Source organism: Micromonospora sp. NPDC005161 (assembly GCF_053599855.1).
Map to the genome: position 1 here is coordinate 234,603 of NZ_JBSFYQ010000006.1, position 13,344 is coordinate 247,946.

12 protein-coding genes are annotated in these 13,344 nt (G+C 71.0%); 4 read left to right on the plus strand and 8 right to left on the minus strand.

The genetic code is table 11. The features are described from left to right. Positions 1–46 precede the first annotated feature (46 nt). The gene (locus ACWD5O_RS08820) at positions 47–541 is read right to left on the minus strand and encodes a pyruvoyl-dependent arginine decarboxylase (RefSeq protein ID WP_450084904.1); all 495 of its coding nucleotides are present in this window, start codon (positions 539–541) and stop codon (positions 47–49) included. Then, complete coding sequence (locus ACWD5O_RS08825; RefSeq protein WP_450084903.1) at positions 538–2,238, minus strand: AMP-binding protein; 1,701 nt, start codon at positions 2,236–2,238, stop codon at positions 538–540. Before ACWD5O_RS08825 ends, ACWD5O_RS08820 begins: the two co-directional genes overlap by 4 nt. 99 nt (positions 2,239–2,337) lie before the next feature. Here ACWD5O_RS08825 and ACWD5O_RS08830 point away from each other — a divergent pair, with 99 nt between their 5' ends. Together ACWD5O_RS08830 and ACWD5O_RS08835 are read left to right on the plus strand one after the other, a co-directional pair. Beyond that, positions 2,338–5,862, plus strand: a complete 3,525-nt coding sequence (locus ACWD5O_RS08830) for an AfsR/SARP family transcriptional regulator (protein WP_450084958.1) — start codon at positions 2,338–2,340, stop codon at positions 5,860–5,862. After that, positions 5,859–7,046, plus strand: a complete 1,188-nt coding sequence (locus ACWD5O_RS08835; protein WP_450084902.1) for a hypothetical protein — start codon at positions 5,859–5,861, stop codon at positions 7,044–7,046. The genes ACWD5O_RS08830 and ACWD5O_RS08835 overlap by 4 nt, the downstream gene beginning before the upstream one ends. A gap of 65 nt (positions 7,047–7,111) precedes the next feature. On the opposite strand, the gene ACWD5O_RS08840 is transcribed toward ACWD5O_RS08835, so the two are convergent. Together ACWD5O_RS08840 and ACWD5O_RS08845 are read right to left on the minus strand one after the other, a co-directional pair. Beyond that, positions 7,112–7,603: a DUF2231 domain-containing protein gene (locus ACWD5O_RS08840; RefSeq protein WP_354966861.1), complete on the minus strand. Its 492-nt coding sequence runs from the start codon at positions 7,601–7,603 to the stop codon at positions 7,112–7,114. A 147-nt stretch (positions 7,604–7,750) separates the two neighbouring features. Next, positions 7,751–8,248, minus strand: coding sequence for a YcxB family protein (locus ACWD5O_RS08845; RefSeq protein ID WP_450084901.1), 498 nt, complete (start codon positions 8,246–8,248; stop codon positions 7,751–7,753). 221 nt (positions 8,249–8,469) lie between these two features. On the opposite strand from ACWD5O_RS08845, the gene ACWD5O_RS08850 reads away from it, so the two are divergent. Further along, entirely contained in the window at positions 8,470–8,838 is a 369-nt protein-coding gene (locus tag ACWD5O_RS08850; protein ID WP_450084900.1) for a YciI family protein, read from the plus strand. A 158-nt stretch (positions 8,839–8,996) separates the two neighbouring features. Here ACWD5O_RS08850 and ACWD5O_RS08855 read toward each other — a convergent pair whose 3' ends face one another. After that, positions 8,997–10,274 (minus strand): RNA polymerase sigma factor, encoded by a 1,278-nt coding sequence (locus tag ACWD5O_RS08855; RefSeq protein WP_450084899.1) that lies wholly within the window; start codon positions 10,272–10,274, stop codon positions 8,997–8,999. Positions 10,275–10,374: 100 nt separating this feature from the next. Beyond that, entirely contained in the window at positions 10,375–10,806 is a 432-nt protein-coding gene (locus tag ACWD5O_RS08860; RefSeq protein WP_450084898.1) for a YciI family protein, read from the minus strand. 445 nt (positions 10,807–11,251) lie between these two features. Here ACWD5O_RS08860 and ACWD5O_RS08865 point away from each other — a divergent pair, with 445 nt between their 5' ends. Continuing rightward, the gene (locus ACWD5O_RS08865; RefSeq protein WP_450084897.1) at positions 11,252–12,475 is read left to right on the plus strand and encodes an FAD-dependent oxidoreductase; all 1,224 of its coding nucleotides are present in this window, start codon (positions 11,252–11,254) and stop codon (positions 12,473–12,475) included. Positions 12,476–12,629: 154 nt separating this feature from the next. Here the strand turns inward: ACWD5O_RS08865 and ACWD5O_RS08870 are convergent, their stop codons facing one another. Together ACWD5O_RS08870 and ACWD5O_RS08875 are read right to left on the minus strand one after the other, a co-directional pair. Beyond that, positions 12,630–12,920, minus strand: coding sequence for a DUF1801 domain-containing protein (locus ACWD5O_RS08870; protein WP_450084957.1), 291 nt, complete (start codon positions 12,918–12,920; stop codon positions 12,630–12,632). Between the two features lie 44 nt (positions 12,921–12,964). Continuing rightward, positions 12,965–13,344 (minus strand): transposase family protein (locus ACWD5O_RS08875; RefSeq protein WP_450084896.1); only part of this gene is annotated, 380 nt, incomplete at its 5' end.

The window sequence follows — 13,344 nt, forward strand, 5'->3', positions numbered from 1 at the left end:
GGCGGGCGCCGCGGTGGCCGAACCGCCTGCGCCACGGGAATCCCGTTCATACCGGTGCCGCCGCTCGGGCCGGTTCCCAGGCCACCGCCTGAAATACCGCGACCACCAGCGCGCAGACCGGTTGCCCGGTGCACCGAGCGCCCGCGACCTCGATGCCACGCCGCGGGAAGCTCGTACCCCGGTTGCGGCACAACGCGTCCAGAGAGGTGGTCACCAGCCTCCGCAGGCTCGCCTCGTCGCTGGCCTCGTGTTCCACCAGCAGTCCGCGTCCGCACCCGTCCTGCGCCCAGCCGACACCGGCCCAGGCCTCTGCTTGCGGCACCGCTGTTCGCGCCTGTGCCGCCACGCAGTACAGCCGGTCGCCCCAACTGCCCGGGGTACAGCCGATCCGGTCGACCTGTCGTACCGAGCTGGCGGGTGGCAACACCGAGCTGAGGTAGATCAGGTTACGGTCGGCGACGCCGGCCGCCACCAGCGCGGCGTCGAACGCTGCCAGCTGGGTCGGACCACGGCCGACGGCCCCGGCCACCAGGATGTTCATCGGTTCCCGCCAGCCGAGCGGAGTTCGGCCGGGGATGCCTGCGCGGTCCGCGTCCGTTCCGACCCGACGCGCTCGGCCTCGACCAGCACCCGGCGCGAGAGCTTGCCCGACGGCGCCCTCGGCACCGATGGGGTGAACCGAACGGCGTGCAGCCGTTTGTAGGGGGCGACCCGCTCGGCCACGTAGGCCAGCAGTTCCTCGGCTGTGGCCGGTTCCCGCAGCACCACGTACGCGACCGGCACCTCGCCGGCGTCCGCGTCGGGCCGGGGCACCACGGCCGCGTCGGCGACCGCCGGGTGGGTGCGGAGCAGGTGCTCCAGCTCGGCCGGCGCGACCTGGTACCCCTGGTACTTGATCAATTCCTTCAGCCGGTCGACCACGTACAGGTAGCCGTCCTCGTCGAAGTAGCAGAGGTCCCCGGTGTGCAGCCAGCTGTCGGCGTCGATGGTGGCGGCCGTGGCCTCCGGTCGGTCGCGGTAGCCCCGCATGAGCTGCGGGCCACGGATCCACAGCTCGCCGGCGCGTCCGGCACCGAGGTCGCCGCCGCCGTCCGGGTCGACGACGCGCGCCTCGGTGTTGGGTACCAGCCGGCCGACCGACCCGCGCCGCGGCTCGTCGAGTGGGCCGACGGTGACCATGGCGCTGGCCTCCGTCATGCCGAGGCCCTGACTGACCACACAGCCGAGCCGCTCGGCGCACCGCTGTTCCACATCGGCGCCGAGAGGTGCCGCACCCACGCCGAGGCTTCTCAGCGAGGACAGGTCGTGCCTGTCCACCAGCGGATGGTCGGCCAACGCCGTCGCCAGCGGCGGTGACACCACGGTGACCGTCGCCCGGTGTTCCGCAATGGCCCGAAGGGAAACCTCGAAATCGGAGTTGGCCAGGGTGACGACGGTGGCGCCCGCCGCCAGGCTGCAGGGCAGCAGGAAGTTGAACCCCATGACGTGGAAGAACGGCGCCGCGGCGAGGACCACGTCGTCCTCGCGGAAATCGATCACCACCTGGCTCTGGCGGACGTTCGTCACCAGGTTCGAGTGGGTCAGCTCCACTCCCTTGGGCAGGCCGGTGGTGCCGCTCGAGTAGGGCAGGGCGGCGAGTTCGTTGTCGAGGTCGCTCGTCACCTCCGCCGGCGGATGGTGGTGGGCGATCAGCTCGCGGAACGACGTCGCGCCCGCCGCCTCCCCGAAGACCAGCACCTCCTGGACGCCGGCCAGCTCGGCGGCCGCCAACGCGCGGTCCAGGAACGGCGGGACGGTGACCAGCATCCGCGCCGCGGCGTCGGTGAGCTGGCCGGCCAACTCCTCGACGGTGAGCATCGGGTTGGCGCCGGTGACGATCCCGCCGGCCGCCATCGTCCCGTAGGCCGCCAGGGCGTACTCGGGCAGATTGGGGCTGTAGAGGGCCAGGACGTCACCCGCCGCGAAGCCTCGGGCGACCAGCCCGGCCGCGACCCGCTCCACACCGGTGGCAAGCTGGCGGTAGCTGATCGTGCGGCCGGTTGCGCCGTCGATCAGGGCCGGCTTCTCGCCGAGGCGGGCGGCGTGCCGCAGCACGAGCGATTGCACGGTGGTACCGCCGACCTGCACCTCGGGCAGGTCGCTGCGGAACGGGTGGACGACTGTCATGGTGACTCCCCTGCCGTGTGCGACCACGCCAGCCGGCGGGATGCCGCTGGTGGACCGGGGTTCGACTCTCATGACCCGACCGTAGGGAGCGGCCGTGTGCAGACCGTTTCCCGACCGTTTTCGCAGCGTGGATCGCGATAGAGTTCTTCGCGGACGACGACGGCGGTGGCGATGCGGGACCAGGAGTTGCGTGTCCGGGTGCTCGGCGGGGCCGAGCTGACGGTCGGCGGCCGTCCACTGGTGGAGCTGGCCTCTGCCAAGGCGACGGCGCTCCTGTTCTACCTGGCGGTCACCGGCACGGCCCACTCACGCTCGGCGCTGGCCGGGTTGCTCTGGAGCGACCTTCCGGAGCCGACGGCCCGGGCAAATCTGCGGCTGGTGCTGACCAAGCTGCGTCGGGTCGTCCCGGAGCATGTGGCAGTGAGCAGGCAGACCATTGCGCTGGCGGACAGCCGGCAGGTGTGGGTCGACGCTGTGGAGGTGGGCCGGGTGGCCGCCTCCGATCAGGACGACGACGAGCTGCTGGAGGCCGTCCGGCTCTGCCGAGGCGATTTTCTCGAGGGTTTCGGCGTACCCGGAGCCCCGCTGTTGGATGAGTGGCTGGCCGACCGGCGCGCCGCGGTCCGAGCGGACATGCTCGCGCTCATGGACCGTGCCGTGCTGCGGGCCAGAGACCGGCGGGATGCTACCGGCGGCATCGAGGTGACCCGTCGTCTGCTGCAGCTGGAGAGGCTCCACGAGGAGGCGCACCGCGCGTTGATGTGGTTCCTGGCCGTGGGCGGTCAGCGCAGCGCCGCCCTCGCCCAGTACGAGACCTGCCGCTACCTCCTCCGGGAGGAGCTGGGCGTCGAGCCGGCACCGGCCACGGTCGCCCTGCGGGACGAGATCGCCGGCACCGGTGGGTTCACCGCGCTGGGTGTCCTCCCGGCCACGGCGGCCCGGCAGGAGAATCCGGCCCGGTCGGCCGGGTCGCCGACGTCCGACCTGCCTCGCCCGCTCACCGCGCTGATCGGTCGGGACCGGGAGCTGGCGCGTCTGCATGAGCTCCTCGACGATCCGGCGTGCCGGCTCGTGACCCTCGTGGGCCCCGGCGGAATCGGTAAGACCCGGCTGGCGGTGGAGGTCACCGCGAGTCGGCGGACGCGGCATCGTGGCGGGACGGTGTTCGTGTCGTTCGTGGGGACCAGCCCGGCCCGCCCGGACGAGGCCGCCGACCTGGTCGTCGCCGGCCTCGCTCGCGCGCTGGAGATAGAGCTGGCCGTGCCCCGCGAACCGCTGGGCCTGCTCACCGACCAGCTCGCCGGCCGCGAGCTGCTGCTGGTGCTCGACAACCTGGAGCACCTCCGGGACGCCGCGGGAGTCCTCGCCGAACTGCTGCGACGAGCACCGGGTACGCAGCTGCTGGTGACCTCCCGGCGGCAGCTGGGGCTGGGCGTGGAGTGGCTGGTCGAGGTGCCCGGCCTGCCGTACCCGCCGCCGGGCGCCGACGCGGACGCCGCCGGCTACGAGGCGGTGCAGCTCTTCCAGGAGCGGGCCCGGCCGCTGCGCCCCGGCTTCCCCGCCGTCGTCGACGCCGAGGGAGTCGGTCGGGTGTGCCGGCTGGTCGCCGGTGTGCCGCTGGCCATCGAGCTGGCCGCCCGCTGGGTACGGTCCGCCAGCCCGGCCGCCATCGCCGACCGGCTCGCCGACGGGCTCGAACTGCTCGAGACGACCGCACCTGACGTGGAGCGGCGGCACCGCAGCCTCCGCTCGGTGATCGACTGGTCGTGGCAGCTGCTGACCGACGAGGAACGCCGGACCCTGCGTCGGTTGTCGGTGCTGCGCCGCAGCTTCGACCTCGCGGCCGCCGGCGCCGTGGCGGACGCCGGACTGCCGATGCTGGCCAGCCTGGTCGACCAGTCGCTGGTCGCCGTCGGTGGGGACGACCGCTACGAGATGCACGAGCTGCTCCGGCAGTACGCCGCCGAGAGTCTGGCCACGGACCCGGCGGAGGAGGCGCGGGCGCGGTGGCGCCACGCCGAGCACTATGTCGCGCTGCTACCCCCACCGGATGAGGCCCGCGCCGAGGGCCGGCCGAGTCTGGAAGTCGAGCAGGAGAACCTGCGCGCCGCCACCGACTGGCTCATCCTGGACGCCGACCCGACCGCGCTCGACGCCCACCTGCTGCGGCTGTGGGCGCTGTACCGGCGCCTGGGCTGGTTCCGGGAGGCTCAGGTCTTCTTCGGCGCCGCCCTGGAACGCCAGGGGATCACGACCCTGCAGCGGGCACGCTGGCACCGCATGCTCGGCGAGACGCACCAGCAGCTCGGCGAGGCGAACGCCGCGCGGTACCACCTGGAACGGGCGTTGGATCTGCTCGGCGCCCGCGTGCCGGCGTCGACGACGGGCCGGCTGGGGATGCTCACGTCACAGGTGGCACGCCGGACACTCCGGGGCCTGCGGCCGGGTGGTGCCGTCGACCGTCGTGCGGAGCGGCGCGAGGCGGCCCGGGAACGCGCCGCCACCTGCTTCACGATCGCCGAGGTCTACTGGGTGCTCAATGAGCACTTCCCGATCCTCGCGGCGTCGATATCGTCGTTGAACGATGCCGAACGCGCCGGGGACCTCGATCTCATCGTCCGGGCGCAGGCTGGTCTCGGGATGACCGTCGGCACCCTGGGGTTGCGCCAGCTCGCGGGCCGACACCTCCGCGCCGCGAGCGCCGCCGTCGAGCGCACCGACGACCCGCTCACCGCCTGCTGGGTCGGCATCGTGGGCGGGCTGCACTGGACCGGCGTCGGCGACTGGGCGGCGGTCGAGGCCGGCGCCGCCAGGGTCCTGAAACTGCGGCGCCGGACACCGATGCACCGGTGGGCCGACGAGGTGCTGCTGATCACCGCGGTCACCCGGTACCTCACCGCCCGCTATTCGCAGGCGGCCGCGGCGGCCGTCGAGGCGATGGCTTCCGGCCGCGACCGCCGCGATCCCATCGTGCACCTGTGGGGTCTGCTCGTCCTGATCGAGACGGCCCTGCGCGCCAACCCCGACGACGCGGCTCTGGCGGGCTGGTCCGAAGAGGCCGCACAGCTCCTGCCGGCAGCAGCCCGGATCGACGCCGCCCGCCTCCACGTCGCCACCGCCCGCCAACACCTCGCAGCCGGGCGGCGGGCGGACGCGTGGCAGGCGATCCGCACCGCCGACCACCTGATGGGCCCACATCAGTCATTCGAGCAGTACGCCATCGAGGCGCACGCCGGCGTCCCCGAGGTCTGTCTGACGCTGCTCGAACAGGCCGGCTCTCGGGAAAATCCGGCTGGCGGAGCGGACGAGCCGGACCCCGCCCACCTGCGCGCGACCACAGCGGTCGCCCTGCGCCGGCTGCATCGCTACGCCCGCACGTTTCCCATGGCCCGTCCGAGAGCGCTCATCTGCCTGGGCTGGTACCACTGGCTCGACGGCCGCGCCGGGGCCGCCCGCCGGGCGTGGGTCCGGGCGGTACGCGAAGCCGAGCGCCGTGGGATGCCCTACGAACTGGCGCGCGCCCACCACGAACTCGGCCGTCACCTCGCCTCGGGGCAGCGGTCCACCCTTGGGCTCACCAGGGCCGAGCACCTGGATCGGGCGATCGCCGGATTCGACGCCGCCGGGTGTGGCGCCGATCTGCGCCGAGTTCAGGCGTTCGCCGGTTACTTGTCCGGCCGTACCATCTCCCGGTGATCTCCCCCCGCCGACGGCTGGCCGCCGCGTCCATTCTCCTGGTGTTGGAGGCGGTGGCGTTCGGGCTCGTCGTGACCGAGTCCGTGACCGGTGCGATCGCCGCCGTTGCCATCACCTGCGTGTCGTTGTGGGTGCACCTCGTCCTGCACGAGTGCGGACACCTCGTCATGGCGAAGCTGCTGCGTCTGCCGGTCATCGCGGTCCGTATCGCACCCTTCGGCGGGTGGCGGAACGAAGTGTCGGTCCGGCCAGCGCCGTCGGCGACCGCGTTGCCGCTGCGGATGGTGCTGTTCTACCTCGGTGGCCCGATGGCGAACCTGTGCACTGCGGCGGTGCTCTGTGCCGCAGCGGCGTTGACGAGCACGGCGTTGACACGCCTCGCGCTGTTCGGCGCAGCGCTTTTCGCGGCGCTGCTCGGGGTGGTCAACCTCATTCCCGGGACTTCGCCCCGCAGTGACGGCCGCAACCTGCTGCGCTGGGTCCTGGCGCCAACAGCCACCCTTGCCGCGCTACGGGCTGGCTACTACCAGGAGGAGGTGAGCAGCACGTTGCGGACGATCGCCCGAGGGCAGGTCGACGACGATCGTCTCAGAGATCCGGCTCGCGACGGCAACGACCCGCGACTCGCGCTCGCCGCCGTCCACCGGCGCTGGAGCACGGGCCACACGCAGTCGGCGGCGGACCTCATCGCCGACGCTGAGCGGCTCGCGGCGCTGGCGCGCGCCGACCGCACCGATCCCATGACCGCCGCCGCCATCGGACAGGTGCTCACGGTGCAGTTCGGGTTGTGGTACCTGTACGCCGCGGTGGTGAACGAATCGCCGGTCCAACACCCGGAGGTGGTGGAGATCGCGGAACTGGCCCAGCTCGCCTTCCACGTACAGCCGCACATGTTGTCCGCCCGTGTCGCCATGAGCCTGGCTCACCTGCTCAACCAGCGGCCGGAGCAGGCGCGTTCGCTGCTTCTCGACATTCGGCCGGGTGCCGACCCGCCGAACCTGTGCAGCGTCGCGTTACTCCTGCGGGCCGTCGCCGAGTGTTACCTCGGCAACCACGCCGATGCGGACACCCTCACCAGGGCGGCCGGCCGCGACCACCCGCAACTGACGCAGGTCGTTGCCGCGATCCAGGCTGCGGATCCGGTGCCGCCCCTGTTCGCCCTGGCACCGATGGCGGACACCTGATCGCGAGGGAATGTCCGCGGCACCGGTTCGGCTCGACAGATCGGCCGGTTGGCGTGGCGCCGGGGTCAGGCGCCGCGCGACGGCGCGCGGCGCAGCGAGCTGGTCGCGTTCACCCCGGCCTTGTCACTCACCCCGATGCCCAGCCGCTCGACCAGTTCCCCGCCCAGCCAGGCAGTCCCCAGGGCCAGGATGATGCCCGCGAAGCTCAGGACCAGCGCGGCGGCGTTCGGCTCCCAGTTCTCCCGGGACAGACGCACCAGCCAGCTCACCGCGAACAGGATCACGACCACCAGGTTGCCGACGCCGTGCGCGGCGCCGATCCGCTTGGCCCGGGTGCCGGCTGGGATGGCACTCCAGTCGATGAGGCCGAACAGGGCGGCGACCACGCCGCCGATGACACCCGCCGCGATGGTGTACGCGGCGGAGATCTGGAATCCGGTGCGGTCGGTGATCAGATAGAGGATGTCGAAGATGACCGACGTGGCGAGGAGCCCGAGCGGGAACACGATCAGCATGGGATGGATCGCGTGACCCATCGCCTTGGCTCGACTTTCCACCACTACCTCCTGTCGGGGCGACAACCGCGCCCGCATACCCGGACCGGACGCCGATACACCCGGTGGGACAGTTCGGTTTCAACGGCCGCGCCAGCGGGCCGGGCGTCCAGGTGAGTGGCATCGCGTACGACCGCGGCCAGGGCGGGTTCACCGACGTCGGAGCAGCCCCCGTTTGGCAATGAAGGCTCGCAACGTCTCGGCATCCTCGGCCGACATCAACCAGCGTGGGATCACGGTCGCCGGCATCCGGCCGACGTACACGATCCAGAACTCCGGGGTATCCCTCACCTCGGCGACCCCGTCCCAGGCGATGCCACCGGACTCCGAGCCGCTGCGCATCATGATGTTGTCATCGGTGATGTCGTAGGCGCCCTCGACGGCGTAGCGACTGGAGCGACGCCGGGCGCGCCACCGCACCCACGGCCAGTACAGCATCGACAGCAGGCCACCCACGACCATCGCCATCCACAGCGGCGAAGTCTGCTCACCCCACCCGGACCCCCGCGAGACGGCCAAACCGATCGCCCCGACCGCCGCCAGCACCGCACCGATGTAGCCGAACCTGCGCAGCCGGACCCTGCCGAGCGCAGCGGCCACGCAGCCTGGGTAGGCGGGATCGGCTGGGACGTCAAAACGGATGTGCACGCCAGAACGATAGTGCCCCCACCCGCCCCTGGCAGCGCCTGACTCCCGCCGCCTGGCCGGACCGTCGAGCGCCGCCCGTTGTCAGCGGCACGCGGCAGGAGTCTCTGCTCATCGGCGGTCCCGTGAGAATTCTTCTGGCATAGCGTCGGATCCGGGGTGAGTCGTTCGTAGAGCAGGCGAGAGGCAGCTGGACGAGGCCGCCGGGACAAGGGAGCCATGGGATGACGCGATACTTGATCTCGTTCAATGACGGCTCGATGGACCACATCCCCGACGAGGATTGGCCCGACGTGGGCAAGGCATCGCACGCGGTAGTCCAGGAGGCCGTGAACGCCGGCGTGTTTGTGTTCGGCGCTGGACTCGAACGCCAGAGGGCGAGCGTCGTGGCCACGGACGGGATGGTCACCGATTGCCCTTACCCGGAGACCAAGGAGGTCATTGGTGGGTTCGTGGTCGTCGACGTGGCCTCACGCGAGGAGGCGCTGACGTGGGCTGCCAAGATTGCCGGCGCTTGCCGCTGCGCGCAAGAGGTTCGGGAGCTCATGCCCGATCCCGAAACAGACGCGATGCTTCGCCGGGCTGACAGGTGATGGTGACGTTCCGACGGTGTCGGATCGAGGAAGACTCGCCACGTCAGAGCAAGACTTGCGTCGGAGTCGCTCTCATCGCGGCTGCGCACCGTAGGTTGGTGTGGCTCTCATCTGGCGTGCGCCCCGCCGGTCACCGCGGCGGTGAGAGGCTCAAAAGGTTAGGAATGGTCCGTTCGCAGCGGCTGATCGCAGGCGGCGGCACGATCCAGCAGCAGGCTCCGCTCCCGCTCGTTGCGGGTCAGCGACGCCGCCCGCTCGAACTCCGCCCGCGCCTCGGCGTGCCGGCCCAGCTTGACCAGGAAGTCACCGCGTGCACTGGGCAGCAGGTGGTAGTTCTGCATGGCCGGGAAGGCCATCAGCTGATCCAGAAGCGCCAGCCCGGTCGCCGGCCCGAACGCCATGGACAGCGCCACCGCGCGGTTCAGCTCGACCACCGGGGACGGCATCGCCTCGGCCAGATTCTCGTAGAGCCAGGCGATGCGCTCCCAGTCGGTGTCCTCGAAGCGGCGTGCCCGGGCGTGGCAGGCGGTGATGGCCGCCTGCAGCACGTACGGGCCGGGCTTGCCATCGATCAGGGCCTCGGCACGCTCCAGCGCGGCCAAGCCGCGGCGGATCAGCAGCTGGTCCCAGCGGGCCCGGTTCTGGTCGCTCAGCAGGATCGGCTCGCCCCCGGGGCCGGTGCGAGCGACCGCCCGGGAGGCCTGGATCTCCATCAGCGCCACCAGGCCGTGCACCTCGGGCTCGCGCGGGGCCAGCCGGGCCAGGACCCGGCCCAGCCGCAGGGCCTCCTCGCACAGCGCCGGCCGCATCCACTCGTCGCCGGTGGTGGCCGAGTAGCCCTCGTTGAAGATCAGGTAGACGACCTCGAGCACCGAGGAGAACCGGGCCGCCAGCTCGTCGCCCTGCGGTACCTCGAACGGCACCTGAGCGTTGGCCAGGGTCTTCTTGGCCCGCACGATCCGTTGCGCCACGGTCGGTTCCGGCACCAGGAAGGCCCGGGCGATCTCGTCGGTGGTCAGGCCGCCGAGCAGCCGCAGGGTCAGTGCGGCGCGGGCCTCCGTGGACAGCACCGGATGGCAGGCCACGAACACCAGCCGCATGAGGTCGTCGCCGATGCCGTCGTCCTCGGCGACCATCGCACCGATGTCCGGGGTGGATTCCTCGAGTTCCCGGCCGACCTCCTCGACCTTGCGCTTGAAGGTCTCGTTGCGCCGGATTTGGTCGATGGCCCGACGCTTGGCGGTGGTCATCAGCCACGCGCCCGGATTACGCGGCACGCCCTCCGCCGGCCACTGCTCCAGCGCCGCGACCAGCGCGTCCTGCGCCAACTCCTCGGCCACGCCGATGTCGCGGACGAGCCTGGTCAGTCCGGCGATGAGCCGGGGCGCCTCGATCCGCCAGGCAGCCTCGATCGCGCGGTGGGTGTCAGTGGCCACGGCCCCCGTCTACCCCACCGCGCGATCGGACGCAAGCACGCTCATGCCACGCGGGCGGGTTCGGTCCTGAGCCGAACCCGCGTCTCCCAGGCTGCGGTGATCAGTTCCCGGCGACCGTCGCGCGCCGCCTCTCCACGGCCGCCCGCTGCTCGGCGGTGAATTCCTCGCCGAAGTCCTCGGCGTGGAAGACCCGCCGGATCTCGATGTTGGTCTGCGCCCCCACGCCCGGGTGCTGGATCGGGCAGCGCTTGAACCACTCGACACACTCCTCAAGCGACTTCATCTCGACCAGGTAGTAACCGGCGATGAGCTCCTTGGTCTCGGTGAACGGCCCGTCCACCACGGTCTTCTTGTCGCCGTCGAAGTAGATCCGGGCGCCCTTGGCGCTGGACTGAAGGCCGCCGGCGTCCAGCAGCACGCCGGCGTCGACCATCTCCTGAATGAACTTGCCCATCGTGTCGAAATCCTCGGTGGCGGGCAGCACGCCGGCCTCGCTCGCCGCGGTGGCCTTGGTGATCACCATGAACCGCATCGCTGTCTCCTCATGTCAGGGTGCCATCTCACCTACGCGTCGAACGGCGGTCGGCCCGCTCGACACCCTGCCAGAAGTTTTTTCCGCCGCGCTTGGCAACGCCGCGCTCGGCGGGTCGGCGGGTCCGCTGCCCACCAGGCGAAGGCGGCCGGTCCGGCCTAGCGGGCGCGCGACGGCGGCCAGCGCTGGCGGGACGACCCTCCGCCCGGTTCGGTTGACTCCTGACCTGTGCGGATGTGTTCCTCACTGGAAGGATGTCTGTATGCCGAAGGCGTTCCCGCCGGAGTCGCGTCGTGATGCGGTCGCGGTCGCCCGCGCGGGTGAGACGCCGATCGCCAAGGACCCGCACACGCGGCCTGAACTACTCAACCCCGCGAGTCAATCCAACCCGGGACGGTACGCCGGCAAAGCTGGAAGGCGACAGGGTTGAGCAGCGATCTGCGCGGTGGCGGTGGCCGGTGCCGGCCTCGGTGGGTTGTGCCTCGCCCAGGGGCTCGTGCGGGCCGGCGTCGACGTCCAGGTCTACGAACGCGACGCCGCGCCCGACGTCCGCCGGCAGGGCTACCGGCTGCACGTCGACGCACGCGCCGGCCTGGCACTCGACAAGCGCCTGCCCCCGAAGCTGTTCCGGCTGTTCGTCACGACGGCGAGCCAGCCGAGCAGGAAGTTCACCGTGCTCTCCGCCCAACTGCGCGTCCTGCACGAGACACTCACCGACCCGAACCGCGACCCGTACCAGCCCGAGACGCTCAGCACGTCGGTCAACCGCGGGGCGCTTCGCGAGATTCTCGGCGCAGGCCTCGACGATCGGATCCACTTCGGCCACGAACTCGACGGGTACGAGCAGGACACGGCCGGTGTGACCCTGCACTTCGCGGACGGTTCGACCGAGCGCGCCGACGTGCTCGTCGGCGCGGACGGCGTGCACTCGGCGGTCCGCCGCACGATGCTGCCCGACGCGACGGTCGTGGACACCGGGTCGCGCATCATCTACGGCAAGACGCCGCTCGACGACGAGACGCGACGGCTCGTCCCGACGGCGCTACGCGACGGGTTCACCGCGATCATCGGCGGCCACATCGGCATGGCGACCGGACTCGTCGAGTTACGCCAGCCGCCGCCGGAGGCGGCCGCCGCAATCGCCCCGAGGGTGAGGCTGAGCCCGAGCGGCGACTACCTGATGTGGGGCGTGTCCGCGCAGCATGACCGGTTCCCGGAGTCAGACGCGACGATGACCGGGATGGACGCGGTGGCGCTGCATGTCGTCGCGTCCACGGCGATCCGTACGTGGCACCCCGACCTGCGCACGCTGCTCGCCAAAGCCGCGGTCGACGAGACGTTCCTCGTCCGGGTCCGCAGCGCCGAACGCGTCCAGCCGTGGACGCCGAGCCGGGTGACCCTGCTCGGCGACGCAATCCACGCGATGAGCCCGGCCCGCGGCTCCGGCGCGAATACGGCCCTACTGGACGCGTCGAACCTGTGCGATGCGCTCCCCGGTGGCGGCACCGACATCGTCGCAGCAATCGGCGCCTACGAGGAGAAGATGCGCGACTACGGCTTCACCGCAGTCGAGGCGTCCCGGCGGGCAGAGACGGGTACCGCCCGCTGGGGGAACTCGCTGTGGCTCTGGATCTTCAACCATCTGCCGAAGCCACGCTCCCGCACGTGACGGCCGGGCGCGGGTGTCCGCCACCGGCAGGGCCGTATGACCGACGCCGCGATGCGCACTCGGTACGACCTCGGTGTAGGTGCCGGACATCGGACGGCCGCGGCCTGGGCTCGCGATGCCAGGACCAGGCCTTGCCCGGCACACACCCGGGCAGCTACAGGGCAGTCGCGGTCTTCTCCAGGATGCTGGCAAGTGCGCCGTAGTCGACGGTTTGCCCATCTCTGATGTCAACGGCTTTGCGTTCACCGTTGCCCAGAGCCCGAAGAAACCCCTTGACCTCAGGAACGTCCGTTGCGTTGAACATCATGAACGAGACCTTGTCCTTGGCCACCGCGATGACGGCCGCATAGTGCCCGTTCTTGAGGTAGTGCGGCTTGCCGTACTGGAGCCGCTCCTCGACATCTGGAATGGTCTGGCCGACCATCGCACGTAGTTTCTCGCACACATCGATCTGCCACGGCTGCGCCTTGTTGATGTACTGAGGTGATCTCAACAAGAATCCGGTAGGTACCGGTATTCGAAATGTGTGAGGTTGAGCGCGGCGCGGACGTGGTCGCCGAGGTTTCGGGGGCTGGCGGTGGTGTGGCGGAGGCTGCGCCAGCGGCCGGTGAGGATCGCGAAGCCGCGTTCTCCGAGACAGCGCATCGATCGGAGAGCGGCGTTGTAGGCGCGGTTGTCGACCGCGAGCCGGCGGCCGTCGGCGGGCTGCTTGTACGGGGTGTGGATGCCCTGACCAGCGCCGTCGTAGCCGGAGTCGGCCAAGGTCGGCAGTTTCAGTGTGGATGCCGCCCAGTAGAGGGCGCCGGTAACGTCCAACCGTTGGGCGCAGGTCAGGTCGTGCAGGTGACCGGGCAGCGCATCCGAGGTCC

Bases quoted from the DNA above. Each gene is read 5' to 3' on its own strand.
- ACWD5O_RS08860 (WP_450084898.1), bottom strand. From the start codon at position 10,806: ATGCGGTTCATGGTGATCACCAAGGCCACCGCGGCGAGCGAGGCCGGC.
- ACWD5O_RS08820 (WP_450084904.1), bottom strand. From the start codon at position 541: ATGAACATCCTGGTGGCCGGGGCCGTCGGCCGTGGTCCGACCCAGCTG.
- ACWD5O_RS08850 (WP_450084900.1), top strand. From the start codon at position 8,470: ATGACGCGATACTTGATCTCGTTCAATGACGGCTCGATGGACCACATC.
- ACWD5O_RS08830 (WP_450084958.1), top strand. From the start codon at position 2,338: ATGCGGGACCAGGAGTTGCGTGTCCGGGTGCTCGGCGGGGCCGAGCTG.
- ACWD5O_RS08825 (WP_450084903.1), bottom strand. From the start codon at position 2,238: ATGAGAGTCGAACCCCGGTCCACCAGCGGCATCCCGCCGGCTGGCGTG.